Origin of the sequence: Micromonospora sp. Mcm103 (assembly GCF_024519755.1) — a bacterium.
GTDB classification, from domain to species: Bacteria; Actinomycetota; Actinomycetes; order Mycobacteriales; family Micromonosporaceae; genus Micromonospora; species Micromonospora aurantiaca.
In genome coordinates, this window is the sequence record NZ_JALJRJ010000011.1 from 116,409 (window position 1) to 139,109 (window position 22,701).

Annotated in this window: 28 protein-coding genes; 14 read left to right on the forward strand and 14 right to left on the reverse strand. The window is 73.6% G+C overall.

Translation table 11 applies throughout. The features are described from left to right. The first annotated feature begins 290 nt into the window (after positions 1-290). On the forward strand, positions 291-1,280 hold the full coding sequence (locus tag OC439_RS15885) for an RNA polymerase sigma factor RpoD/SigA (protein WP_262014152.1): 990 nt from the start codon (positions 291-293) through the stop codon (positions 1,278-1,280). A gap of 72 nt (positions 1,281-1,352) precedes the next feature. Here the strand turns inward: OC439_RS15885 and OC439_RS15890 are convergent, their stop codons facing one another. Continuing rightward, entirely contained in the window at positions 1,353-2,318 is a 966-nt protein-coding gene (locus tag OC439_RS15890; RefSeq protein WP_262014084.1) for a C40 family peptidase, read from the reverse strand. 414 nt (positions 2,319-2,732) lie between these two features. Here OC439_RS15890 and OC439_RS15895 point away from each other — a divergent pair, with 414 nt between their 5' ends. Then, positions 2,733-3,251 carry a DUF6232 family protein gene (locus OC439_RS15895; protein ID WP_194800675.1) on the forward strand — a complete coding sequence of 173 codons (519 nt, stop codon included), beginning with the start codon at positions 2,733-2,735 and terminating at the stop codon, positions 3,249-3,251. Positions 3,252-3,258: 7 nt separating this feature from the next. Here OC439_RS15895 and OC439_RS15900 read toward each other — a convergent pair whose 3' ends face one another. Further along, complete coding sequence (locus OC439_RS15900; RefSeq protein WP_262014085.1) at positions 3,259-3,588, reverse strand: DUF3817 domain-containing protein; 330 nt, start codon at positions 3,586-3,588, stop codon at positions 3,259-3,261. 25 nt (positions 3,589-3,613) lie between these two features. After that, positions 3,614-4,045 (reverse strand): hypothetical protein, encoded by a 432-nt coding sequence (locus tag OC439_RS15905; RefSeq protein WP_262014086.1) that lies wholly within the window; start codon positions 4,043-4,045, stop codon positions 3,614-3,616. 124 nt (positions 4,046-4,169) lie between these two features. Here OC439_RS15905 and OC439_RS15910 point away from each other — a divergent pair, with 124 nt between their 5' ends. Genes OC439_RS15910 through OC439_RS15920 form a run of 3 tightly spaced genes read left to right on the forward strand, consistent with a single transcriptional unit; the run spans position 4,170 to position 5,354 of the window. Beyond that, a complete protein-coding gene (locus OC439_RS15910) occupies positions 4,170-4,463 on the forward strand; it encodes a DUF6158 family protein (protein ID WP_030502251.1) in 294 nt (97 codons plus the stop codon). Continuing rightward, positions 4,463-4,780 (forward strand): hypothetical protein, encoded by a 318-nt coding sequence (locus OC439_RS15915; RefSeq protein ID WP_135241714.1) that lies wholly within the window; start codon positions 4,463-4,465, stop codon positions 4,778-4,780. The genes OC439_RS15910 and OC439_RS15915 overlap by 1 nt, the downstream gene beginning before the upstream one ends. Before the next feature lie 34 nt (positions 4,781-4,814). Beyond that, the gene (locus OC439_RS15920; RefSeq protein ID WP_013288145.1) at positions 4,815-5,354 is read left to right on the forward strand and encodes a DUF1360 domain-containing protein; all 540 of its coding nucleotides are present in this window, start codon (positions 4,815-4,817) and stop codon (positions 5,352-5,354) included. Between the two features lie 57 nt (positions 5,355-5,411). Here the strand turns inward: OC439_RS15920 and OC439_RS15925 are convergent, their stop codons facing one another. The 3 genes from OC439_RS15925 to OC439_RS15935 are packed head-to-tail and all read right to left on the reverse strand — an operon-like array spanning position 5,412 to position 7,017. After that, on the reverse strand, positions 5,412-5,621 hold the full coding sequence (locus OC439_RS15925; RefSeq protein WP_030502248.1) for a hypothetical protein: 210 nt from the start codon (positions 5,619-5,621) through the stop codon (positions 5,412-5,414). Positions 5,622-5,645: 24 nt separating this feature from the next. Next, positions 5,646-5,879 (reverse strand): hypothetical protein, encoded by a 234-nt coding sequence (locus OC439_RS15930; protein WP_018786980.1) that lies wholly within the window; start codon positions 5,877-5,879, stop codon positions 5,646-5,648. Between the two features lie 40 nt (positions 5,880-5,919). Further along, positions 5,920-7,017: a 3-deoxy-7-phosphoheptulonate synthase gene (locus tag OC439_RS15935; RefSeq protein ID WP_262014153.1), complete on the reverse strand. Its 1,098-nt coding sequence runs from the start codon at positions 7,015-7,017 to the stop codon at positions 5,920-5,922. A gap of 254 nt (positions 7,018-7,271) precedes the next feature. On the opposite strand from OC439_RS15935, the gene OC439_RS15940 reads away from it, so the two are divergent. Continuing rightward, positions 7,272-7,493, forward strand: coding sequence for a hypothetical protein (locus OC439_RS15940; RefSeq protein ID WP_013288141.1), 222 nt, complete (start codon positions 7,272-7,274; stop codon positions 7,491-7,493). Here OC439_RS15940 and OC439_RS15945 read toward each other — a convergent pair. Then, positions 7,468-8,181 (reverse strand): phosphodiesterase, encoded by a 714-nt coding sequence (locus tag OC439_RS15945; protein WP_262014087.1) that lies wholly within the window; start codon positions 8,179-8,181, stop codon positions 7,468-7,470. The genes OC439_RS15940 and OC439_RS15945 overlap by 26 nt on opposite strands. Positions 8,182-8,266: 85 nt before the next feature. Here OC439_RS15945 and OC439_RS15950 point away from each other — a divergent pair, with 85 nt between their 5' ends. The 7 genes from OC439_RS15950 (at position 8,267) to OC439_RS15980 (ending at position 15,863) form a co-directional block, all read left to right on the forward strand. Then, positions 8,267-9,556 (forward strand): M16 family metallopeptidase, encoded by a 1,290-nt coding sequence (locus tag OC439_RS15950; protein WP_262014088.1) that lies wholly within the window; start codon positions 8,267-8,269, stop codon positions 9,554-9,556. After that, complete coding sequence (locus OC439_RS15955) at positions 9,556-10,899, forward strand: M16 family metallopeptidase (RefSeq protein WP_262014089.1); 1,344 nt, start codon at positions 9,556-9,558, stop codon at positions 10,897-10,899. The genes OC439_RS15950 and OC439_RS15955 overlap by 1 nt, the downstream gene beginning before the upstream one ends. 97 nt (positions 10,900-10,996) lie before the next feature. Then, entirely contained in the window at positions 10,997-12,019 is a 1,023-nt protein-coding gene (locus OC439_RS15960; RefSeq protein WP_262014090.1) for an aspartate-semialdehyde dehydrogenase, read from the forward strand. A 99-nt stretch (positions 12,020-12,118) separates the two neighbouring features. After that, positions 12,119-12,787, forward strand: coding sequence for a TMEM175 family protein (locus OC439_RS15965; RefSeq protein ID WP_262014091.1), 669 nt, complete (start codon positions 12,119-12,121; stop codon positions 12,785-12,787). A 65-nt stretch (positions 12,788-12,852) separates the two neighbouring features. Then, positions 12,853-13,269: a CBS domain-containing protein gene (locus OC439_RS15970; protein ID WP_262014092.1), complete on the forward strand. Its 417-nt coding sequence runs from the start codon at positions 12,853-12,855 to the stop codon at positions 13,267-13,269. 159 nt (positions 13,270-13,428) lie between these two features. Next, complete coding sequence (locus tag OC439_RS15975; protein ID WP_194800684.1) at positions 13,429-13,800, forward strand: SCP2 sterol-binding domain-containing protein; 372 nt, start codon at positions 13,429-13,431, stop codon at positions 13,798-13,800. Continuing rightward, positions 13,800-15,863 (forward strand): glycogen debranching N-terminal domain-containing protein, encoded by a 2,064-nt coding sequence (locus OC439_RS15980; RefSeq protein ID WP_262014093.1) that lies wholly within the window; start codon positions 13,800-13,802, stop codon positions 15,861-15,863. The genes OC439_RS15975 and OC439_RS15980 overlap by 1 nt, the downstream gene beginning before the upstream one ends. A gap of 6 nt (positions 15,864-15,869) precedes the next feature. Here the strand turns inward: OC439_RS15980 and OC439_RS15985 are convergent, their stop codons facing one another. Continuing rightward, positions 15,870-16,259 (reverse strand): VOC family protein, encoded by a 390-nt coding sequence (locus OC439_RS15985; RefSeq protein ID WP_194800686.1) that lies wholly within the window; start codon positions 16,257-16,259, stop codon positions 15,870-15,872. Positions 16,260-16,268: 9 nt separating this feature from the next. After that, on the reverse strand, positions 16,269-16,928 hold the full coding sequence (locus tag OC439_RS15990; RefSeq protein WP_262014094.1) for an alpha/beta hydrolase: 660 nt from the start codon (positions 16,926-16,928) through the stop codon (positions 16,269-16,271). A gap of 99 nt (positions 16,929-17,027) precedes the next feature. Between OC439_RS15990 and OC439_RS15995 the strand changes: the two genes are divergently transcribed. Next, the gene (locus tag OC439_RS15995) at positions 17,028-17,780 is read left to right on the forward strand and encodes a lysophospholipid acyltransferase family protein (protein ID WP_262014095.1); all 753 of its coding nucleotides are present in this window, start codon (positions 17,028-17,030) and stop codon (positions 17,778-17,780) included. 97 nt (positions 17,781-17,877) lie between these two features. On the opposite strand, the gene OC439_RS16000 is transcribed toward OC439_RS15995, so the two are convergent. The 5 genes from OC439_RS16000 to OC439_RS16020 form a co-directional block, all read right to left on the reverse strand. Then, a complete protein-coding gene (locus OC439_RS16000; RefSeq protein WP_262014096.1) occupies positions 17,878-18,621 on the reverse strand; it encodes a hypothetical protein in 744 nt (247 codons plus the stop codon). Between the two features lie 74 nt (positions 18,622-18,695). Beyond that, entirely contained in the window at positions 18,696-19,412 is a 717-nt protein-coding gene (locus tag OC439_RS16005) for a response regulator transcription factor (RefSeq protein WP_013288128.1), read from the reverse strand. Then, entirely contained in the window at positions 19,382-20,578 is a 1,197-nt protein-coding gene (locus OC439_RS16010; protein ID WP_262014097.1) for a hypothetical protein, read from the reverse strand. Before OC439_RS16010 ends, OC439_RS16005 begins: the two co-directional genes overlap by 31 nt. Continuing rightward, positions 20,568-21,743, reverse strand: a complete 1,176-nt coding sequence (locus OC439_RS16015) for an ATP-binding protein (protein WP_262014098.1) — start codon at positions 21,741-21,743, stop codon at positions 20,568-20,570. The genes OC439_RS16010 and OC439_RS16015 overlap by 11 nt, the downstream gene beginning before the upstream one ends. Before the next feature lie 148 nt (positions 21,744-21,891). Beyond that, on the reverse strand, positions 21,892-22,692 hold the full coding sequence (locus OC439_RS16020; protein ID WP_262014099.1) for a class I SAM-dependent methyltransferase: 801 nt from the start codon (positions 22,690-22,692) through the stop codon (positions 21,892-21,894). Between the last annotated feature and the right edge of the window lie 9 nt (positions 22,693-22,701).

Below are 22,701 nucleotides of genomic sequence, written 5' to 3' on the forward strand. Positions count from 1 at the left end.
GGATCGCAACGACTCGGTGACGCGGCTCGCTGTGTTCATGGAACAGGCAATGGTGCCATTCCATGGGCGAACGGCGATTTCGCAGCTCCGGTGTGCGCCGAAAACGGCGCCCGCGAGCCGCCCGAACCGGGCCGGTAACAGGAAACATGGACCGGGCTCTCAGCTACTACTCAGGCATTCGTGACAGTTTCGACTCACGACATGGAATCCCCGACGCGTCACATCTGTTGTGTAGGTGTCAGCACCTACGGGCACAGCGGAGGTTACGGGGAGGGCTGATGAACGTGGGGATGGCAAGGAACCGGGCAACCGGCGCGAGCGAGGGGACCGTGGCAATCGTGGACAAGAACATCGGCATGCGTACCGACGAGGTCGCCGAGGAGCGGGACCTGGTCGGCGTCTACCTGCACGAGATCTCCCGGACGCCGCTGCTCGACGCCGCCCGGGAGGTCGACCTCTCCAAGGCGATCGAGGCCGGCCTCTACGCCGAGCACCTGCTCGAAGAGGACCGGATCCCCGAGGGCGCCGACCGGGAGGACCTGGAGCGGCTGGTCGCCGAGGGTGAGCGCGCGAAGGATCTGTTCATCCGCGCGAACCTGCGACTGGTCGTGTCGATCGCCCGGCGCTACGTGCGCTCCGGGATGCCCATGCTGGACCTGATCCAGGAGGGCAACACCGGCCTGGTCCGGGCGGTCGAGAAGTTCGACTACGAGCGCGGATTCAAGTTCTCCACCTACGCGACCTGGTGGATCCGCCAGGCCATCAGCCGGGCGATCGCCCAGCAGGAGCGGACCGTACGGCTGCCCGTGCACCTGGTCGAGGACGTCAACCGGATGCGCAACGTGGCCCGGCAGCTCACCCGTGAGCTGGGCAGCGACCCGGAGCCGGAGCAGATCGCGACCGCGCTCGGCGTCACCGTCGAGCGGGTGAACGAGCTGGTCCGCTGGTCGCAGGACACCGTCTCGCTGGACACCCCGGTGGGTGACGACGGCGACACCAACCTCGGTGACCTGGTCGCCGACAGCGACGCGCCGTCGCCGGAGGAGATCGTGCTCACCGGCCTGGAGCGGCAGCGGATCGAGGGTCTGCTCAACCACCTCGACGACCGTTCCGCCGGCATCATGCGGGCCCGGTACGGCCTGGAGGACGGGCGCGAGCACTCGCTGACCGAGGTCGCGTCGCGGTTCTCGCTCTCCCGGGAGCGCATCCGCCAGCTGGAGATCCAGGCTCTCGGCCGGCTGCGTGAGCTGGCTCGCGCGGAGGGGCTCCAGGCGGCCTGACCTGGTAACAATGAACGGCGAACGGCCGGCGTCCGACAGGGGGACGCCGGCCGTTCGCCGTCTTCGCGGTGCTCAGACCCGGCCGTAGCCGGCGATCGTCATGATGTTCATGCCGCGCTTGCTGACGTTGCGTCCGGCGCTGGGCGCGTCGATGATCTGGCCGTTGCCGACGTAGAGCGCCACGTGCCCTAGCCCGGAGTAGAACACCAGGTCACCCGGTTGCAGCTGGCTGCGGCTGATCCGCGTGGTGGCCCCCCACTGCTGCGCCGCGCTGTGCGGCAACGACTTCCCGGCCGCCCGCCAGGCGGCGAGCGTCAGTCCGGAGCAGTCGTAGCTGCCGGGGCCGTCCTGGCCGTAGCCGTAGGGCTTGCCGACCGCGCCGTAGGCGTATCGCACCGCCGTGCCGGCGTCGCCGGAGACGGCCGGCGGCTTGCCCGCCGAGCTGGGGTTGCCAGGTGCCTCCGTGGCCCGCCCGTACGCCTTGCGCCGCATCTCGTAGAGGTCGGACAGGTCCGCCTCGATCCGCGTCTTCGCGGACTTGAGCTGCTTGGCCTGCGCCGCCTCCCGGGCGAGCGTGACGTCCAGCGCGGTCTTCTGGTCGATCAGCCGCTTCTGGTCGGCGGTGAAGCTGTTGATGGTGCGCTGCCGCTGGCGGGTGAGCTGGTCGAGCGTGCCCAGCCGCTCCGGCAGGGTGGCCTGGCCGCCCGGGTCCAGCAGGGCCGCCGCGGTGCGCATGCCACCGGTCTTGTACGCCGTCGCGGCCAGGACGCCCACATCGGCGCGGCTGCGTTCGGCCTGTTCCTGCAGCGGCCCGATGCGGGCCTCCAACTTGGCCGCGGTGGCCTTGTTGGCCTTGATGTCCTCGTTGAGCTTGTTGTAGGACTCGACGATTCGCTCCAGCTCAGTCGAGGACTTCTCGATCTGCTTCGTCAGCTCGGCGGGGGTCGGCTCGGCCCGGGCCACCTGCGCCGGGGCGAGCAACGCGGCCGAGAGGCCGGCCACCGCCAGCGAGCGGAGCAGCATCCGTAAGGACGACAAGAGCGGAAAGCTCCTCTCCCACCGGTCGCCGGGCGCGTTCGCGACCCGGCGACACCGGCCCGGGGCCGTCCGGGTGGACGGCTGTCGACCGGGCCGACCTGGACAACCTAACCCGTGATCGCAGTAGCCGGGAGTTCAAGCAGGGGCGAAAGTTGGCAAAGTGGCGGAAAGTGATGAGGGGGAGCCGGTGGGTGGATGAGGCGACTCGCCCGATTCGTCGTTCTGGGCGGATGTCGCCAGGCCACGCCAGGCGAAGTCATGACAAAGACGGAAATCTTTCTCTGTTTCCGGCGGGCGCGGGCGGGCCGGTGACCCCGCGACAGCCGAAACCCCGAGGTCAGGTGGCGCGAGGCAAACACAATGAAGCCCGGACGGGAAATCCCACCACGGGATCCCTGCTCCCGGGAGGCCGCCGTGCAGACCGACCGCTCCGCCACCCAGCCGCCCCGCTCGCCGCGACCGGCCGGACCCAGGCTGCTCTACGCCCGGCCCGGCATCGTCGTCACCGCCGAGCGCTTCACCGTCGGCCGCAACACCTGGCCGGTGGCCGAGATCACCCAGCTCCGGATCGACCGCGGGCCGCACGACCGGCTCGCGATCCGGGCCGTCGCCGTGTCCGCCGCGATGATCGCCGCGGTCGGCCTGCTGCTCGGCTTCACCGGCGGCCTGCACCGGCTCACCGCCGGGGCGTACCTCCTGCTCGGCGCCGTCGGGCTGGTGCCGATGCTGCTGGTGCTGATCGGCGACCGCGTACGGCCCCCGGCGCACGAGCTGTGGGGCCGGGTCCGGGGCACCGAGGTGCTGCTGTTCAGCAGCGACGACGAGCGGCAGTTCGGCCAGGTCGCCCGCGCGCTGGGGCGGGCCCGGGAGGCGGCGCGGCTGGGCGGCTGGGCCGACCCGCCGGCGGCCGAGCCGTGGCGGCCGGCCCGGTGACCGGCGGTCAGCCCGCGACCGGCTCCGGCGTACGCGGCCGGGCCTCGGCGGCCACCCAGTGGCTCACCCGCCGCTCGGCGTAGAACGAGACGAACGGCACGGTGCCGGCGAGCATCACCAGCAGCATCCGCTTCAGCGGCCAGTTCGCCCGGCGCGACAGGTCGAACGTGAGCGCCAGATAGAGCATGTACAGCCAGCCGTGCGCCACGCCGACCACTGCGACAACGCTCGGGTTGTCGAAGCCGTACTTCAGCGGCATGCCGATCAGGACCAGCACCACGAGCGCCACGCCCACGATCCAGGCGATCACGCGGTACCGGGTAAGGGCTCCGCCCACCGTCGTCCGTCCTTCCGCACCGGCCTCAGCCGGGATAGTCGCCGGGCCGGGCGCCCGGATTGGCGTTCAACCAGGATAGGTAGCTGTTGTACGCGGCCAGCTCGGCGTCGTCCGCCCCGTCGGCCGGGGCGGCCGGCGTCCGCACGACGCGCACCGGCCGGCGTACCGCAGGGGTGGTGGCGACCGGCGCGGTGCCGGCAGCCGCCGACGGCGCCGGATCGGCCGCCGGCTGCGCGTCGCCCGGCGGCGTCGCGCGCAGCGTCTGGCGGACCTCACGCCACCAGACGAAGACCACGAAACCGGCGAACACCGGCCACTCGATCGCGTAACCGAAGCTGATCGCGTTCCCCCCGGCGGCGCGGGTGACCTGCCACCAGCCCATCCCGAGGCAACCCGCCACCAGCACGACCATGGCCACGTGGCGGACGATCCACGCCGGTGTCCAGAGCCGATTCATGCCCACGAGAGTACCGGGACCGCCGGGCTTCTCCGACACGGCGTCGTAGTCCGGGCGGTGGTTTGGTGGCACGCCCGCTGGGCATCCGAACAGGTGCCAACCCGAACGAGACGAGGGGGCGACGATGACCGAATCGGTACGCCGGGACGCGAGCCCGGAACAGCGGGTCGCGGAGTGGGACGGCGATCACGCCCGCACCGTCGACGGCGAGCAGCTCGGGGTGGACCCGGTGGAGCTGGGCGACGAGGACCTGGTCCGGGAGATGCAGAGCCTGCACCGCACCCGGCTGGACACGCTGCGCCACGCCACCGACTCGGCGCTCGCCAACCACCTGCGGCGCACCGCCGAGCTGGAGACGGAATACCTGGCCCGGCACCCCGGCCGGGAGGTCGACCCGAGCCGGCTGCGGGACGCCTGATGGCCAGCCACGCCGAGCGCGGCATGTCCGCGCCGCCGGAGGTGGTGTTCAACACCGCCACTGATCCGGACCGCTCCTCGGCCTGGCTGCCCGAGCGGCTGCGCACCTCCGGCACCTGCCGGGTGGAGGTCGTCGACGCCGACGACATGCGGGCCCGGTGGAGCGCCGCGGACTGGTCCGCCGAGATCGACGTGGAGCCGGCCGGCGCGGGCGGCGCCCGGGTACGGCTGGACCTGGCCGGGCCGGACCACGACCTGGCCGACGAGATCCTGGCCAACCTCGACCGCGAGGTGGCCGACAACCTGACCGCCGGCTGAGCCCGGCCCGCACGACGAGCACGAGGAGGCCGGGTTGACCGGGAGTGGCCTGAAGCAGAAGGTGGCGCGCCTGCGCCAGGCGTACGCGCCGCACGAGCATCGGCCGCTGGAGGGCTACCTGAAGGCGATGGGCACGTACGCGGGTGTGACCGCCGCGCTCGTCGGCCTGGTCCGGGCGACCGGCCGGCCGGTGCCCGAGCGGCCCACGCCGGCGGACGTGGTGCTGCTCTCGATCGCCACGCACAAGCTCAGCCGGCTGCTGTCCAAGGACGCGATCACCAGTCCGCTGCGGGCGCCGTTCACCCGCTACGACCACCCGATCGGCAGCGGCGAGGTGATGGAGCAGGTCCGCGACGAGGGCAGCCCGACCCGGCACGCGCTCGGCGAGCTGGTCAGTTGCCCGTTCTGTCTGGCGGTCTGGGTGGCCACCGGGCTCACCGGCGGCCTGGTGCTGGCGCCCCGGCTGACCCGGCTGGTCGCCACCGCGCTGACCGCGGTGGCCGCCTCCGACTTCCTCCAGATGGGGTACGCGGTCGCCCAGCAGGCGGCCGAGGGCGGTCGCCACGAGGCGTGAGACGTGGACACGAAAGGGGGCCGGCACGCGCCGGCCCCCTTTCCGTGTCTCCCACCGTCAGGTGGGGGTGGTGCCGTGGTCCTCGCCGGCCCAGCCGCGCGACGCCTCCGGCTCCCGCTCGTCCTCGTCCTCGCCGGTGACGACGTCCCGGTCCACGGCGGTGCGGTCGTGCTCGTTGGCGAAGTCCGGCTCCGGCAGCGTGTCGACGCCCTCCGGGGGCTGGCCGAGCGCCGCCAGGTGCTCGTGGTCGGGGTTGCGGTCGGTCATCTCGCGTCCTCTCGTCGGCGGGGCTCAGGCGACCGTGCCGCCCAGCAGATCGGCCGCCTCGTCCGCCGCGTACTCGCCCTGGGGGAGCGCGGCGATCCGGGTGAGCAGCTCCGCGGGGAGTTCGGCGGCCACCGCCCGGCGGTAGATGTCCGCCTGGGTGATCCGCTCCTGGCCGTGGTAGATGTCGTCGAGCAGGTCGTCGAGCGGCCGCGTGTCGGGCTGCTCGGTCACGGGCGCGTCATCGGTCACGCCGACCACCTACCCGGCACCGAACCGGTCAAACCCGCCCCAACCCCGCTCAGGCCCGGGCCGGGAGCGTGGCCCGGCGGGCCCGGACGGCCTGGGCCAGGTGCTCCAGGACCTCGGCCGTGGTGTCCCAGCCGATGCAGGCGTCGGTGACCGACTGGCCGTACGCCAGCTCCCGGGTCGGGTCCAGATCCTGCCGGCCGGGCACCAGGAAGCTCTCCAGCATGATGCCGGCGATCCCGCGCTGGCCGGCGGCGAGCTGCGCGGCCACGTCGGCGGCGACCAGCGGCTGGTTGCGGTGGTCCTTGCCGCTGTTGGCGTGGCTGGCGTCGACCACCACCCGCTCCGGCAGGCCCGCGGCCTGCAGCAGCTCCAGCGCCCCGGCCACCGACTCCGCGTCGTAGTTCGGCCGGCCGCCCCCGCCGCGCAGCACCAGGTGCCCGTCCGCGTTGCCCCGGGTGTGCATGATCGCCGGGGTGCCGGAGACGTCGATGCCGGGGAACACGTGCGGCACCCCTGCTGCCCGGATCGCGTCCACGGCGGTGGCGATGCTGCCGTCCGGGCGGTTCTTCATGCCGATCGGCATGGACAGCCCGGAGGCGAGCTGCCGGTGCACCTGGCTCTCCACCGTCCGCGCGCCGATCGCGCCCCAGGCCACCGTGTCCGCGATGTACTGCGGGGTGATCGGGTCGAGGAACTCGCAGCCCACCGGCAGGCCCAGCCGCAGCACGTCGAGCAGGAGCGCCCGCGCGGTACGCAGACCGGTGTTCACGTCGCCGGAGCCGTCCAGCGCCGGATCGTTGATCAGGCCCTTCCAGCCCACAGTCGAACGCGGCTTCTCGAAGTAGACACGCATCACCACGAGCAGGTCGTCGGCGACCCGGGCGGCGGCCTCGCGCAGCCGGCCCGCGTACTCCAGGGCGGCGGCCGGGTCGTGCACGGAGCAGGGGCCGACGACGACGAGCAGCCGGTCGTCGGCGCGGTCCAGCACCCGGCCGACGGCACGGCGGCCCGCCACGACGGCCTCGGCCAGCGGGGTCTCGAGCGGCAGGTGGTGGTGCAGCAGGGCCGGGGTGGTCAGCGGCACCACACGGTCGATGCGCTGGTCGATGACCCGATGGGCGTCCTGGGACGTGGTCACGGTGGGGATTCCTTCCGCCGACCGTGCCCCCGTGCCGGGTCCGGGGGATCGAGCCGGCTGCTCGCATACGAAAGGGCAGGGAAAAGAGTCCCTGCCCGGCCGGCTCGAAGAGGTGGTGACGTCAGCTCATGGTCGAGTCACCGGCTCCTCCAGCCGGCTGCCTAAACCATCGATACGACCGCGTCACGTCGGCCAGCGTACCCGACGCGCGGCGGAAAGCCCGCTGTCGTTCCGAAGTGCGGAACGCGGGGTATGTGATCGGCATGACCACGAGCCACGACCCGAGTGACCAGGAACGGATCGAGTCCCGAGCGCATCTGCTGCCGGAGGAGGCGGCGGCGGGCAGCGACGACGCCGAGGCGCAGGCCGACGCGATCCTCACCGAGTCCGACATCCGCGAGGCGGACCAGAACGCCGCCCCCGACACGGTGCTGGAGCACCGCACCTCCGAGCAGACCGTCACCCCCGTCGAGCCGCCCGACTGAGCCCGGCGCCCCGGGCCCGGCGGGAACCCCGGTAACTGTCGTTCCGCAGCCGGGCCAGCGGGCCGGCCAGACGCAACCCCGGCGGCACGTTGCCGATCGGGTCGAACGCGAGCGCGGCGTCCTCGGCGGCGCCGCGCTCGTCGTCGAGGCGTACCTCGCCGAACGGCCGCCACCGGCCGACCGCCGAGGCCACCGCCAGCACCAGGCGGGGCTCGTCTGCGGCGACCGCCGCGCCCGCCTCGGCCAGGCCGCGACCCAGGTCGGGTGACTCCGGGTCGGCCAGCACGGCCAGGAACAGCCGCCGCCCGCCGGCCCGGAAAGGCATGATCGACGTGTACGTCCCGGCGAAGCGCCGCCGGGGCAGCGGCAGGTTCCGCAGCACCGGCGCGGCGCCGCTGGAACTCCACAGCAGGTCCACCGGCGGCTCCGGGTCGCGGTGCAGCCGTAACGCCACGCCCAGCACGTCCGGCCAGGCACCCGGCGTCGGCACGCCCTTGGACAGGCGGATCGTGGCCGGCCAGCGGCCCGGCAGGTCGAGCAGCGGCACCCCGGTCGGCGGTCCCGGCGTACCCCAGATCCGGGTCTCGCCGGCGAACGTGCGCCTGGCCGGGTGCAGCAGCCGGGCGTGCCGGAGCCGGGCCAGCGCGGCGGCGGCGCGCTCGACGGCGGAGGGTGCGGTGGCGGCCATGCCCGCACGGGTACCCCGGCGCGCACCGACGATGCTCCGGCGCGCGTGTCACCTTTCCGCCGCCGGGATCGGATAGCGTCGTCTCATGCCCGACAGCGGTTTCCCCTGGCCGATCGAGACGACCCGACTGGACAACGGCCTGCGCGTGGTGGTGAGCGAGGACCGCACCGCCCCGGCCGTGGCGGTCAACCTCTGGTACGACGTGGGCTCACGCCACGAGCCGGCGGGACAGACCGGCTTCGCGCACCTCTTCGAGCACCTCATGTTCGAGGGCTCGGTGAACGTGGCGAAGACCGAGCACATGAAGCTGATCCAGGGCGCGGGCGGCTCGCTCAACGCGACCACCAACCCGGACCGGACCAACTACTTCGAGACGGTCCCGGCCGAGCACCTGGAACTGGCGCTCTGGCTGGAGGCCGACCGGATGGGCGGGCTGGTGCCGGCGCTGACCCAGGAGACGCTGGACAACCAGCGCGACGTGGTGAAGAACGAGCGCCGCCAGCGCTACGAGAACGTGCCGTACGGCGACGCGTGGCTGCGCCTGCTGCCGCTGCTCTACCCGCCGGGCCACCCGTACCACCACGCGACGATCGGGTCGATGGCCGACCTGAACGCCGCCGACCTGGCCACCTTCCAGGAGTTCCACAGCACCTACTACGCGCCGAACAACGCGGTCCTCACCGTGGTGGGCGACACCGAAGCGGCGGAGGTGTTCGGGCTCGCCGACAAGTACTTCGGCGGCCTGGCCGCGCGGGCCGACATCCCGGCCGCGCCGGACGGCCGCACGGTGCCCGCCACCGGCGCTCCGGCGGTGGAGACGGTCACCGCCGACGTGCCCGCCCCCCGCGTCTACGTCGCGCACCGCACCCACCCGTTCGGCACCCAGGGGTACGACGTGACGACGGTGCTGGCCACGGTGCTCGGCAGCGGCCGGGGCAGCCGGCTCTACCAGCGGCTCGCCGACGGTGAGCGGATCGCCCAGCCGGACCTGGTCGGCGCGTACGGGGTGGACCTGGCGCACGCGCCCGCCCCGCTGATCGCCACCGCCACGGCCCGGCCCGGGGTGAGCGCCGAGCGGCTGCGCGACGGGCTCGCCGAGGTGGTCGACGAGCTGGCCACGGTGCCGGTGACCGCCGCCGAGCTGGACCGCGCCAAGGCACTGCTGAGCACCATGTGGTGGCGGCAGATGTCCACCGTGGACGGGCGGGCGGACACGCTCGGCCGGTACGCCACCCAGTTCGGCGACCCGGCGCGCGCGGCCGACCGGCTGCCGGCCTGGCTCGCGGTGACCGCGGAGCAGATCGCCGAGCAGGCCGCCGAGCTGCTCGGCGCCGCCGACCGGGTGATCCTGTCCTACCTGCCCGAGGAGAAGTGATGTCGCTGATCGCCACCCGTCCCGGCCCCGGCGCCGCCCGCGCCTACCGGTTCCCGCAGGTGGTCCGGCGGACGGTGGCCGGCGGTCAGGTGGTCGCCGCGCACCTGCCCGGGCAGAACCTCGCCGTCGCGCTGCTGCTGCTCGACGGCGGCGCGGGCCGGGAGCCGGTCGGCAAGGAGGGCCTCGGCGCGGTGCTGGCCAAGGCGCTGGAGGAGGGCACCGCGCAGCGGGACGCCACCGCGTACGCGCTGGCCATCGAGGCGCTCGGCACCGAGCTGTCGACCGGGCTGGACTGGGACTCGTTCCAGGTGAGCGTGCAGGTGCCGGTGGACCGGCTGACCGCCGCCGTGGAGCTGCTGGCCGAGGCGGTCCGTACGCCCCGGCTCGACCCGGCCGACGTGCGGCGCGTACGCGACGACGAGGCGACAGCGCTGCGGATGGACTGGGCCAACCCCGGCCCGCGCGCCGACGCGGTGCTGCGGGCCGAGCTGTTCGGCGCGGAGCACCGGTGGGGCCGCCCGCTCTACGGCGACCCGGACAGCGTGGCCGCGCTCGAGGTCGACGACGTCACCGTCTTCCACTCGGAGTGGTTCATCCGCCCCGGCACGCTCGTCGTCGCCGGTGACCTGGAGCGGATCGACCTGGACGCGCTCGCCGCGACGGCGTTCGCCGGGGCCGGCGGCGGCCCGGTGGAACGCGGCGGCCCGATCGACGTACCGCTGGCCGGGCAGCGCCGGATCATCCTGGTCGACCGGCCCGGCTCGGTGCAGTCCACGCTGCGGCTCGGCCACCCTTCTCCGCACCGCGCCCACCCGGACCACGTGCCGATGACGCTCGCCGGCACCGTGCTCGGCGGCGCGTTCACGTCCCGGCTCAACCACCTGATCCGCGAAGTACGCGGCTACACGTACGGGATCCGGGGCGACTTCGCCTCGTCCCGGCGGTTCGGGCGGTTCGCGGTCAGCTCCGGCGTGCAGACCGCGGTGACCGCCCCGGCGCTCGTCGAGTCGGTGGGCGAGATCTCGCGTACCCGGCTCACCGGCGTCACCGAGGACGAGCTGGAGGTGGCGCGCTCCTGGCGGGCCGGGCAGCTCTCGGTCGAACTGCAGAGCCCGCGGGCGATCGCCGCGGCCCTGACCACGCTGGTCGTGCACGACCTGCCGGACGACTACCACGCGCGGCTGCGGGAGCAGCTGCTCGCGGCGACCGTCGAGGACGTCTCCGCCGCCGCGGCGACCTACCTGCACCCCGAGTCGCTGACCATGGTGATCGAGGGGGACGCGGCGGTCATCCGGGACGAGCTGGTTGCCAGCGGTCTCGGCGAGGTGGTCGACCACGCGTGACCGGACGGGGCGGCGGGCCTGTGATTCCCGTCGCCCCGCATCCGCGCGGTGGGAAACGTTTCCCACCCGCACCGCCCGGCTGGGTAGCCTCGCGGGCATGAGGATCGGCATTGTGGGAGCCACCGGCCAGGTCGGTGGCGTCATGCGGCAGGTGCTGGCGGAGCGCGAGTTCCCGGCGGAGCAGGTGCGCCTGTTCGCCTCGGCCCGGTCGGCCGGGCGCACGCTGCCCTGGCGCGACGGCGAGGTCACCGTGGAGGACGCGGCCACCGCGGACTACCGCGGCCTGGACATCGTGCTCTTCTCGGCGGGCAAGGCCACCGCGAAGGAGTTGGCTCCCCGGGTCGCCGAGGCCGGCGCCGTGGTGATCGACAACTCCTCGGCGTTCCGGATGGACCCGCAGGTGCCGCTGGTGGTGGCCGAGGTCAACCCGCACGCGATCGCGGACCGCCCGAAGGGCATCGTGGCCAACCCGAACTGCACCACGATGGCCGCCATGCCGGTGCTGCGCCCGCTGCACGACGAGGCCGGGCTGGTCAGCCTCGTCGTCGCCACCTACCAGGCGGTCTCCGGCGCCGGCCTGGCCGGCGTGGCGGAACTGGACGAGCAGGTACGCAAGGTGGCCGAGGACGCCGCCGGGCTCGCCTTCGACGGGTCGGCGGTCCAGTTCCCGGCGCCGCGCTCGTTCGCCCGCCCGATCGCGTTCAACGTGCTCCCGCTCGCCGGCTCGATCGTCGACGACGGCTCGTTCGAGACCGACGAGGAGCAGAAGCTGCGCAACGAGAGCCGCAAGATCCTGGAGATCCCCGGCCTCAAGGTCTCCGGCACGTGCGTGCGCGTCCCGGTCTTCACCGGCCACTCGCTGCAGATCAACGCCCGGTTCGCCCGGCCGATCGACCCGGCCCGGGCCCGCGAGCTGCTCGACGGCGCGCCCGGCGTGGCGCTGCGCGACGTGCCGACGCCGCTGGAGGCGGCCGGGCAGGACCCGACGTACGTCGGCCGGATCCGGGCCGACGAGACCGTCGAGCACGGGCTCGCGTTGTTCTGCGCCAACGACAACCTGCGCAAGGGCGCGGCGCTGAACGCCGTGCAGCTCGCCGAGCTGGTCGCTGCCGAGCGCTGACCCCGCGGGCGTCCGTGCCGGGCCACCTGGCACGGACACCCGCTCAGCGGGTATGCCCGCCGGGTCGCCGGCCGCCCGCGCCGGCAGGCGGAGGTGCGGATGACGGCCGAAGGGGACACCGAGGCCGCCGGGATGCGTTCGGACACGGGCCGGGCGATCGGGTTCAGCGACGCGGTCTTCGCCATCGTCATCACGCTGCTGGTGCTCGACCTGCGGGTGCCCGAGACGGCGCCGGGCGGGATGCTGCGCGCGCTGCTCGACCAGTGGCCGGTCTACCTCGCCTACGTCACGTCCTACCTGTACGTGGCGGTCAACTGGCTGAACCACAAGGGGACGTTCCACCGGGTCCGCTGCGCCGACCGGGGACTGCACTGGGCGAACCTCGGCGTGCTGTTCAGCGTGGCACTGCTGCCGTTCGTCACCGCGCTCGTCTCCCGCGCCGTAGAGGAGGGCGACGTCTTCGACGAGCGGGTCGCCGTGTCCGCGTACGCGCTGGTCGGCGTGATCCTGTCGGTGACCTGGCTGTGGCTCTACCACTACCTGAGCCGGCACCGGGAACTGCTGGAGGCGCACGTCCCCGCCCGGTTCTTCGAGGCCGAACGCGTCCGGGCGCTGCTCGGCGTGCTCGCGTACGCGATCGCCGGTCTGGTGGGCGTGCTGCTGAGCGTGCCGGCGGCGCTGGTGGTGCTCCTGCTGCTGCCGATCTTCTACGGGCTGTCCAGCAACGGCTTCTACGACCTGCGCCGGCGCCTGCGCCACCGGCGGTGACGCCGGCGTTACCCCGCCTGCGGCGGCGGGTAGACGGCCGTGCCGACACCGAGAGGGGAAGCACCATGACAACGGTCGGAGAGTTCATGACGACCCGGTTGGTGACGATGGACGGCAACGACACGCTCATCGCCGCGGCGCAGGAGATGCGCGACAGCGCCATCGGCGACGTGGTGGTGACCGACGGCGACGACGTGGTCGGCATCGTGACGGACCGGGACATCACGGTACGGGGCGTGGCCGAGAACATGGACCCCACCGCCACCCGGCTCAACCAGATCACCAGCAAGGACGTGGTGACGGTGAGCCAGTACGACGACGCGGTGGCCGCCGCCGACCTGATGCGCACGTACGCGGTCCGCCGCCTCCCGGTGGTCGACGACGGCCGCCTGATCGGCCTGATCTCGATGGGTGACCTGGCGGTGGAGCGGGAACCCCAGTCGGTGCTCGCGGACATCAGCGCCGACGACCCCAACAACTGACCTGTCCGCCGCGATGACGCCGGCTCCCGGTTCGGGGGCCGGCGTCGCGCGTGCGCGCGGTGGCGCCGCGTTCACCCGCTTCGGGCGAGGTTGGCGCCGGATCGGGTGGGGACACGGCCCACGGACAGGGAGACCGCGGACGCGGGAGGAGTCGCCCGGATGGTGGACATGACCACGAGATTCTTCGAGGACCTGGATCGGCGGGGGTTCGAGCCCCTGCTGGTCAAGACATCCGGAACGCTCCGCTTCGACCTGCACGAGGGTCCGCACACCACGCACTGGCTGCTGGAGATCGATCACGGCAAGCTGCGGGTCCGGCAGGAGGACGGCGAGGCGGACACGGTGGTGGGCACCGAGCCGCGCCTGTTCGCCGAGCTGGTCGGTGGTGAGGAGAACGCCATCGCGGCGCTGCTGCGCGGCGACATGACTGTCGTCGGCGACCTGCGGCTCGTGCTTCAGGTCGAGCGGGTCTTCCCCGGCCCGCCGGACTCCCGGGGACCGCACCACACGTTCGGCGGGAGGGGTGCCTGATGCCCGGCAGCGGCAACACCGTCCGGATCCTGGACGGCAACACGTTCGTGGTCAGCGAGGACACCGGCGACATCGAGGCCACCCCGAGCGAGCCGACCGGCCTGTTCTCGCTCGACACGCGCTACCTGTCGAAGTGGGTGCTCACCGTCAACGGCGAGCGCCTCAACGCGCTGTCCTACGACGACCTCCAGTACTACGAGGCCCGGTTCTTCCTGGTGCCCGGCATGGCCACGCACTACGTCGACGCGAAGCTGTCGGTCATCCGGGAACGGGCGGTCGGCGGCAGCTTCCGCGAGACGCTGACCATCCTCAACCACGACGAGAAGCCGGTCGACCTGGAGATCCGGATGGACGCCGGGTCCGACTTCGCCGACCTGTTCCAGGTCAAGGACGAGATCCTGAACAAGAAGGGCGAGCATTACGCCGAGGCCGAGTCGGACCGGCTGCGCCTGGGCTACCGGCGCGGCAACTTCCGGCGCGAGACGCTCGTCTCCGCCAACCAGCCGGCCCGCTACGACCAGCGTGGCTTCGCCTGGAGCATCCGGCTGGAACCCAACGAGCAGTGGGACGCCGTCATCGACGTGCAGACGTTCGCGATCGGCCCGGGCGGCCGGGACCTGCGGATGGGGCTGCGCGCGCACGGCACCGAGCGGCTCGCGCTCCAGCACGACCTGGAGGAGTGGATCAGCCGGGCCCCGAAGCTGAACAGCGAGCACGAGGAACTCGCCGCGACGTACCGGCGGAGCCTCGTCGACCTCGCGGCGCTGCGCTTCTCGCCGCTGTCGCTGGGCGGGCAGACGCTGCCGGCGGCCGGCCTGCCCTGGTTCATGACCATGTTCGGCCGGGACAGCATCCTCACCTGCCTGCAGGTGCTGCCGTTCGCGCCGGAGATGTCGAAGACCACGCTGCGGATCCTCGGCGCGCTGCAGGGCACCCGGTTCGACGACTTCCGGGACGAGGACCCGGGCCGGATCCTGCACGAGATGCGGTACGGCGAGACCGCGGCGTTCGAGGAGCAGCCGCACTCGCCGTACTACGGCTCGGTGGACGCGACGCCGCTGTTCGTGGTGCTGCTCGACGAGTACGAGCGGTGGAGCGGCGACGGCGCGCTTGTGAAGGAGCTGGAACAGGAGTGCCGGTCCGCGCTGAAGTGGATCGACGACTACGCCGACCTGCTCGGCAACGGCTACATCTGGTACGAGCGGCGCAACACCGACACCGGCCTGGAGAACCAGTGCTGGAAGGACTCGTGGGACTCCATCTCGTACGCCGACGGCACGCTGCCGCCGTTCCCCCGTGCCACCTGTGAGGTGCAGGGGTACGCGTACGACGCGAAGACACGGGCCGCACGGATGGCCCGGCTGTTCTGGGGCGACCCCGCGTACGCCGATCAGCTGGAACGCGAGGCGGCGGAGCTGAAGCGGCGCTTCAACAACGACTGGTGGGTCGCCGACCGCGGCTTCTACGCGCTCGCGCTGGACCCCGACGGGCGTCAGTGCGACGTGCTCAGCTCCAACATGGGTCACCTGCTGTGGAGCGGGATCGTGGACGACGAGCGGGCGCCGAAGGTCGCCGAGCATCTGGTCGGTCCCCGGCTCTGGTCCGGCTGGGGGGTGCGGACGCTGGCCGAGGGCGAGGTCCGCTACAACCCGATCGGCTACCACAACGGCACGATCTGGCCGTTCGACAACTCGTTCGTCGCCTGGGGTCTGCGCCGGTACGGCTTCGCCGAGGAGGCCGCCACGGTCGCCAACGGCATCCTCGACGCGGCCACCTACTTCGACGGCCGGCTGCCGGAGGCGTTCGGCGGCTACCAGCGCGAGCTGACCAAGTTCCCGGTGGAGTACCCGACCGCGTGCAGCCCGCAGGCATGGTCCACCGGTGCGCCGCTGCTGCTGTTGCGCACCATGCTCGGGCTGGAGCCGCACGAGCAGCACCTGGCTGTCGACCCGCGGCTGCCGGTGGGCATGGGACGGATCGAGGTGCTTGACATCCCGGGCCGGTGGGGCCGGGTGGACGCGTTCGCCAGGGGCCGGCTCGACCTCGAGGAACTGGCCGACTGAGCCCGGTCAGTGCCCGGGCGGCGACGCGTCGTGCGCCTCGTTCGGCGGGAGCAGGCAGAACTCGTTACCTTCCGGGTCGGCCAGCACGGTCCAGCGCGGCAGCTCACGCACGACCGTCGCGCCCGCCTCCAGCACCGCGGCCCGCTCCTCGGCGTCGCCGACCAGGTCCAGGTGGATCCGGCCGGGCTCCGGCAGCGTCTCGGCCGGGCTGATCCACAGGTCCGGGCGCCGCCCGTGCGGGTCGCGCAGCAGCACCGCCTCCGTCGGCGCGAGCGTACCCTCGGCGAGCTTCACCCGGTCGGCCTCGACCACCGGCAGCCCGGTGACCGCACTCCAGAAGGGGGCGAGCAGGTAGGGGTCGCGGCAGTGGATGACGATCGCGGCGAGGTCGGGCATGCCTCGAACCTAGTCGCCCGCGCCTGCGGGCAGGACGCTGTCCAGGAACGCGGCGGCGGCCGCGAGCAGGTCGGGACGGGCCAGGTCGAGCGCGTGACCGCCGTGTGTGAGCCACAGATGCACCGGGTGACCGGCGGCGAGCAGCCGGCCGGTCAGCTCCACCGGCTGGGCGGCCGGCACCGCCACGTCGTCGCGGCCCTGCACCAGCAGCACCGGCACGCCGGAGCCGATGTGGGTGGCGACTGTCGCGCCGACGGTGGCCGGGTCGCCGGCGGCCGGCGGGTGGCCCAGCAGGTCGGTCCACGGGTCGTCGCCGGGGGCGCGCCGGCGCCGCTGCTCCGGGTCGAGCGGGTCCACGGGGGCCCAGTACGCGAGCACGCCCGCCACGTCGCCGGGCCGGTCCACCCCGCGCAGGCCGAGCTGAAGGGCCAGCATCCCGCCGGCCGAGTCACCGGCCACCAGCAGCGGCAGGCCGCCCGCCGCGGCCCGGGCGGCCCGGGCCGCGTCGCGGACGTCGTCGAGCTGGGCGGGCCAGCGCGCCTGGTGGGAGAACCGGTACGTGGCCTCGACCACGCGCAGCCCGAGCGACGCGAGGGCCGCCCCGTCCTCCTCGGCGCGGGCCCGCCAGCCTCCGCCGTGGATCCAGAGCAGCACCGCGCGTTCGGTCATGACGCCATCGTCGCCGCACCCGGGGCGGTGCGCGACCCGGGTCTGCCGAGGGCAGATCGGCCCTACGGTCGCGTAACCTACTCGGGGTAAAGTTCTGCCATGTCGGAACTCGTGTACCCACCTGTGATCACCGCCGCGAAGACGATGTTCCGGCTGCTCGACCTGCGCCTGGATGTTTCCGGCAGCGAGCACGTGCCGCACAGCGGCGGCGCGGTGCTCGCGTCCAACCACGTGAGCTACCTGGACTTCATCTTCTGCGGCTACGGCGCGCACCCGGCGAAGCGGCTGGTCCGGTTCATGGCGAAGGACAGCGTCTTCCGGCACCGCGTCTCCGGTCCGCTGATGCGCGGCATGAAGCACATCCCGGTGAACCGGGCCGCCGGCGCCGGCTCGTACGCCGCAGCGGTGAGTGCGCTGCGCCGGGGCGAGGTGGTCGGCGTCTTCCCGGAGGCGACGATCAGTCGTTCCTTCGTGGTGAAGGACCTGAAGAACGGCGCGGCCCGGATGTCGCAGGAGGCGGGCGTGCCGCTGCTGCCGGTCGCGCTCTGGGGCACCCAGCGGCTGTGGACCAAGGGCCGCCCGCGCACGCTGACCCGCCGGCACACGCCGATCACCATCATCGTCGGCGAGCCGATGGACCCGGCCGCCTACCCGGACGCCACGGTCATGACCGCCGACCTGCGGACCCGCCTGTCGGCGCTGGTCGACCGGGCCCAGCGGGAGTACCCGGACAAGCCGTCCGGCCCGGACGACAGCTGGTGGCAGCCGGCTCACCTGGGCGGCAGCGCGCCGACCCCGGAGGAGGCGGTCGAGCTGGACCGGTCCGAGCGCCGCACCCGCAGCGCGTCCTGACCGCGCCCGCGCCCTACTGCGCGGGAGATCTTGGTACGAAAGGGCCCGCATAGGGGCCGTTTCCTACCAAGATCTACGCCGGTTCCCGACGTGGGCGTCAGCAGGCGGAGCCGGGCTGGTCGTGGGCGGGGAAGCCGGACCACGACCAGGGCGACGCCTCGGCCTCCGCCGGACGGTAGTAGTCGTCGCGGGACAGGAACTCCACCGGCAGCGAGCCCGGCAGCGTCACAGTGCCCAGCGTCGGGCCGGGGGAGGCGGCCACCCGGACGGCGAGCACGTCCCGCTCCGGCGGGGACAGGTCCACCAGTTCGGCGTTCGCCAGCCGGAAACCGGCCACCGCGCGGCGTACCTGCCGGGCCAGCGCGGCCACCTGACCGACCGGGCCGGTCAGCGCCAGCGCCGGCTGCCGGATGGTGCGCAGCGCGTCGCAGACGATGCGCAGCTCGGCGGTGCCGTCGCCCACCTCGGCCAGTTCCAGCCGGGACGGCCACTGCCAGCGGATCTGCCCGCTGACCAGGCGGGACAACCGGACCGGACGCCGGTGCCGGGGGGCCGCCCGGCCGTCCCGCCCGGAGACCACCGACAGGTCCGAGCCGGTGCAGACGTACGCCAGCCGGCGCTCGGTCACGGTGATCGTCGCCGGTGCCGGCAGCGACCAGCAGCGGACGTCCTCGGTCGGGCCGAGCAGGTGACCGGCGACGCGCAGGCAGTGCTGGCCGAGCAGGCGTTCGCCCGGCTCGGGCACCAGCTCGTAGCGCCGGTCGAGCACGGGACGGGTGGGGTCGCCGTCGGCGTCGAACCGATGCGGCCCGACGAAGAAAGGTGTGGCGTCCTCCGGCACGGTACGACCTCCCGGTGACGGTTGGCGGTACCGGTGAGCGTGCCCGGTTCCTGGGGTGACTGTCATGACACCTGTTAGGGGGTCGGCCGGTCGGCCGACGCCTGCGACCGGTAGATGCCGATATCTTCCGGTCGGACGAGTCCGTCCTCGATCGCCCGGGCGAGCAGCGCCGCCTTCGTGGCGGCCGGACGGCCCGCTCGGGTGTACTTGATCCGCGCACGGTCGACGTACTGCTTCACCGTGTGCTCACTGATCTGCATCCGGCGCGCCACCGACGCCTTCGACATCGACTGGAACCACAGCAGCAGCGCCTCGCGCTCCTTGTCCGACAGGGACGGGCGATCCGGGCGGGCGTCCCCGACCATCGCTCCGGCCAGCGCCGGCGGCACGTACGGCCGGTCGCTCGCCGCCGCCAGCACCGTCGCCACGCAGTGCTCGCGTCCCTCGTGCTTGGCCAGGAACGCGACCGCCCCGGCGTCCAGTGCGGCGAGCATGGTCTGCGGGTCGCTGTGCTCGGAGTAGACCACCACCCGGCGCCCGGCTGCGCTCAGCTCGGCCAGCTTGTCCAGCACCATCCGGCCGTGCAGGCGCAGGTCGAGCAGCACCACCTCGGCGTCCGGCGCGGCCCGCAGCACCTCGTCCGGGTCGTCGCCGGTGGCCAGCACCCGCAACCGCGGTTCGCCGGCCAGCCAGGCGCGCACCCCGTCGATCACCACCGGATGGTCGTCCACTATCGCCACCCCGATCGGGGTTCCGGCGTTCACGTCCGCCGCCAGCGGGTCTGCGTCCATCTGATCTCCCCGTCCCGCTCGTGCAGGTGTTCCACCGGCCCGTCCCCGCCGGTCGCCGGCTCGTCCGGGCCGTCGTGATCCGGTGTCACCAGGCTGACCACCACCTCGTCCTGGCCTGCCACCACGGTGAGCCGGGCCCAGCCCTCGGCGGCGGCGAGCGCCGCGGTGAGCGGGTCGGCCAGCCCGCGCCGGATCTCCACCGGCAGCTCCGGTGGCGTGCCGACCGACACCAGGTCGATCGGCAGTCCGTTGCGTTCGGCCAGGTCGGCCGCCGCGCGCAGTTCGTGCAGCAGCGCGTCCGGCACGTCGTCCGACTCGGCGATCAGTCGGCGCAGCCGGGCCGCGGCCAGCACCGCGCGCCGCCGTACCGCCGGGTCGGCCGGGTCGGCGTCACCCGCCGCCAGCCCGGCCAGCACCTCCTCGGCGGTGCCGCTGACAAGCGCCAGGCGCGCCTGTCGCTCGGTGCGGGCCCGCTCGGCCGCCTCCTGCTCAGCGGCCACGGCGAGCGTCGCCGCCGCGGTGGCCGCCCGGTCCCGGGCCTGCGCGGTGAGCGCCGCCGCGCCGACGAAGACCGCCACCGGCAGGGTGGAGGTGCCGTAGACGTACATCGCGGCGCGGCTCAGGTCGGCCGGTGCGGTCGCGCCGTACAGCACCACCGCCGCCAGCGCGATCGTGCCGTGCGCGGCGAGCATGAGCAGCAGCCAGCGCACCGGCCGCCGCCAGAGCACCAGCAGGAAGAACCAGGCCAGGCCGCCCCACACCCAGTTGGCGGTGCTGAACAGGAACCGGTCGCCGGCCCCCGCGACCACCGCCGCGTCCACCCCCAGCAGCACCCCGGCCAGCGGCCCGGCCGGCGGCAGCCCGCCGCGCAGCAGCCGTACCCCGGCCCCGACCCCGACCAGCGCGGTCACCAGCCAGCCCGCGGCCACCACGGCCGGGAAGGCCATTCCCGGTCCGGCCCGCAACACGGCGGGCAGCGCGACCGCCAGGTGCCAGGTCGCCGCGATGACGATCGCGGCGATCCGCGCGCCACCGTCGGACGCGTCGGCCACCGCGTGCGCCTCCGGCGGGGCGGTGGCCGTTCCGGAGCGCGTCGCCACCCGCGGCCGGGGCAGCGGGCGCAGCGCGTGGCCGGCCGTCACCGCCGTACCCGACTCACTCGCCATCGGACCACTCCAGCCGAATCCGGGTGCCGGCGCCAGGGGCGGAGGTCACCACCGCCCGACCGCCCACAGTGCTCATCCGGCCGTGGATCGACTCGCGCAGCCCGTACCGGTGCGCCGGGACCGTGGACGGGTCGAAACCGGGACCGTCGTCGACCACCTCGACCACGACGGTGCCGCCCTCGCGGGCCAGGTGCAGCGACGCGGCCGCGCCCGGCGCGTGCCGCGCCACGTTCGCCAGCGCGGCGGCGGCGCTGTCGGCGAGCGCCGTGGCGACCTCCGCCGGCAGCCGGCACGGCGCGAGCGTCGCGGTCACCGCCGGCCCGGGCGTCGCGGCGAGCACCTCACGCAGCCGTTCGTCCAGGTCGGCCTCACCGGCCGCGGTCGCGGTCCGCGCACCCGCAAGGGCGGTGAGGGTACGCAGATCGTCCGCGCACCGCTCGCGCAACGTCGCCGAGTCGGGTACGGCACCGAGGCCGACCATGGTGAGCGTGCCCAGGACGGTGTCGTGCAGGTCGCGGTTCTGCCGCCGTTCGTCCTCGCGGGCGGCGCGCGCCACCACCGCCTCGTGGGACAGCCGCTGGTAGTCGGCGAACGCGGCGTCGGCGCGGGCGATCCGGCGGCGCATCACCGCCGTCATCACCGCCGCGCTGCCGGTCTGCACCAGCAGTGTGCCGGCGTGCGCCCGAGCCTCGGCCGGGTTGCCGGCCAGCACGGTGCCGGTGACGTACGCGGCGGTGACCAGCAGGCCGGCCGGCACGGACCAGCGGGCCGGGGCGGTGGCCTGCGTGTTGATGACTGTCGAGCTGGCCAGCACCGCGATCCAGCTCGCCTCACCCGGCAGCACCTCCGGCGCGACGAGCCACGGTACGGCGAGTGCGGCGGCGGTGGTCAGCGCCACGTCACCGGCGACCAGCGCGCCGCCGATGCCGTGCCGGAGCGCGCGGAACGCGTACCAGACCGACCAGGCGGTGAGCACGGCGACGGCGGGGATCAGCAGCGCCACCCGCACCGGCGGCGTACGCACCGACAGCGCGACGACCGCGCCGACCAGACCGCAGGTGAGCCGCAGCAGCGCGGGCAGGGTCGTGAAGATCAGGCTGAACGCGTCACCCGCCGGGCGGGCCAGCGGGGGCCGGGGCAGGGGCATGGCGGCAGCGACCGGCATCGGGGAGATGTCCTTCCGGTTGCGACCCGGCCGGGTCCGCGCGGCATAGATTGACGCTGGAGAATAACATGGTTTGTCGCAACTGGTCACCCTTGGTGCTTGACGAGTTTCGCTCCGGCGTAAAGCAGCCGGCCGTCCGGCCCGGCGGTCAGCGGCGCGCTACGGCGAGCAGGTGAGCGCTGGCGCCGAGGATCGCGGCGTCCCGCTCGAACGTCTCGGCGCAGGCCACCGCGTCGGCGAACAGCCGCTCGTCCGGCCCGGTGCCGAGCGCGTTCAGCACCGGCCACAGCGGACCCTCCACCCCGTACACCTGCGGGTTGGGCAGGCCCGCCGCGACGAACTCGGCCGCCAACTCCTCCGGGCGGTGGAAGAACGCGGTGGTGAAGCCGGTGCGTGGATCGTTCACCCCGGTCTCGTACTCGGCGCGCAGCAACTGCCGGTTGTCGTCGTCCAGGCGGCCCTGCGCGGTCAGGTCGATCAGCGCGGCGTGACGGCTGATCGCCGCCGCCACGATCGTTCCGCCCGGCCGGGTCACCCGCGCCGCCTCGCGCAGCGCGGCCACCCGGTCGGCCTGCCGCGGCAGGTGGTAGAGCGGTCCGAGCAGCAGCGTCGCGTCCGCCGCCGCGTCGGGCGCGGGCAACGCGCGGGCGTCACCCACCGACGCGGCGACAAGGGGGTACGCCGACCGCGCCGCCGCCACGTGCGCGGGCACCAGGTCGACCAGGTGCACCCGGTAACCGGCCGCGGCGAGCGGACCCGCGTACGCCCCGGGACCACCGCCGACGTCCAGCACGTCGGCCGGTGCGGCGGGCAGCAGGCGGGCGAGCAGATCCCGGGTACGTCGTGCCTCCAGCCGGCCCTGCGGCGACCCTTCCAGCCGGTCGGCCTCGACGTAGACCTCGGTGTAGTAGCGACTGACGTCCGGCTCGGGTGGACGGTGTGCGGGCATCAACCGATG

What these genes read in the sequence shown, in the direction of transcription:
- OC439_RS15885 (WP_262014152.1), top strand. Translation starts at nt 291, where the DNA reads ATGGCAAGGAACCGGGCAACCGGCGCGAGCGAGGGGACCGTGGCAATC.
- OC439_RS15905 (WP_262014086.1), bottom strand. Translation starts at nt 4,045, where the DNA reads ATGAATCGGCTCTGGACACCGGCGTGGATCGTCCGCCACGTGGCCATG.
- OC439_RS15910 (WP_030502251.1), top strand. Translation starts at nt 4,170, where the DNA reads ATGACCGAATCGGTACGCCGGGACGCGAGCCCGGAACAGCGGGTCGCG.
- OC439_RS15915 (WP_135241714.1), top strand. Translation starts at nt 4,463, where the DNA reads ATGGCCAGCCACGCCGAGCGCGGCATGTCCGCGCCGCCGGAGGTGGTG.
- OC439_RS15925 (WP_030502248.1), bottom strand. Translation starts at nt 5,621, where the DNA reads ATGACCGACCGCAACCCCGACCACGAGCACCTGGCGGCGCTCGGCCAG.
- OC439_RS15940 (WP_013288141.1), top strand. Translation starts at nt 7,272, where the DNA reads ATGACCACGAGCCACGACCCGAGTGACCAGGAACGGATCGAGTCCCGA.
- OC439_RS15945 (WP_262014087.1), bottom strand. Translation starts at nt 8,181, where the DNA reads ATGGCCGCCACCGCACCCTCCGCCGTCGAGCGCGCCGCCGCCGCGCTG.
- OC439_RS15950 (WP_262014088.1), top strand. Translation starts at nt 8,267, where the DNA reads ATGCCCGACAGCGGTTTCCCCTGGCCGATCGAGACGACCCGACTGGAC.
- OC439_RS15955 (WP_262014089.1), top strand. Translation starts at nt 9,556, where the DNA reads ATGTCGCTGATCGCCACCCGTCCCGGCCCCGGCGCCGCCCGCGCCTAC.
- OC439_RS15960 (WP_262014090.1), top strand. Translation starts at nt 10,997, where the DNA reads ATGAGGATCGGCATTGTGGGAGCCACCGGCCAGGTCGGTGGCGTCATG.
- OC439_RS15965 (WP_262014091.1), top strand. Translation starts at nt 12,119, where the DNA reads ATGACGGCCGAAGGGGACACCGAGGCCGCCGGGATGCGTTCGGACACG.
- OC439_RS15970 (WP_262014092.1), top strand. Translation starts at nt 12,853, where the DNA reads ATGACAACGGTCGGAGAGTTCATGACGACCCGGTTGGTGACGATGGAC.
- OC439_RS15975 (WP_194800684.1), top strand. Translation starts at nt 13,429, where the DNA reads ATGGTGGACATGACCACGAGATTCTTCGAGGACCTGGATCGGCGGGGG.
- OC439_RS15980 (WP_262014093.1), top strand. Translation starts at nt 13,800, where the DNA reads ATGCCCGGCAGCGGCAACACCGTCCGGATCCTGGACGGCAACACGTTC.
- OC439_RS15985 (WP_194800686.1), bottom strand. Translation starts at nt 16,259, where the DNA reads ATGCCCGACCTCGCCGCGATCGTCATCCACTGCCGCGACCCCTACCTG.
- OC439_RS15990 (WP_262014094.1), bottom strand. Translation starts at nt 16,928, where the DNA reads ATGACCGAACGCGCGGTGCTGCTCTGGATCCACGGCGGAGGCTGGCGG.
- OC439_RS15995 (WP_262014095.1), top strand. Translation starts at nt 17,028, where the DNA reads ATGTCGGAACTCGTGTACCCACCTGTGATCACCGCCGCGAAGACGATG.
- OC439_RS16005 (WP_013288128.1), bottom strand. Translation starts at nt 19,412, where the DNA reads ATGGACGCAGACCCGCTGGCGGCGGACGTGAACGCCGGAACCCCGATC.
- OC439_RS16010 (WP_262014097.1), bottom strand. Translation starts at nt 20,578, where the DNA reads ATGGCGAGTGAGTCGGGTACGGCGGTGACGGCCGGCCACGCGCTGCGC.
- OC439_RS16015 (WP_262014098.1), bottom strand. Translation starts at nt 21,743, where the DNA reads ATGCCGGTCGCTGCCGCCATGCCCCTGCCCCGGCCCCCGCTGGCCCGC.
- OC439_RS16020 (WP_262014099.1), bottom strand. Translation starts at nt 22,692, where the DNA reads ATGCCCGCACACCGTCCACCCGAGCCGGACGTCAGTCGCTACTACACC.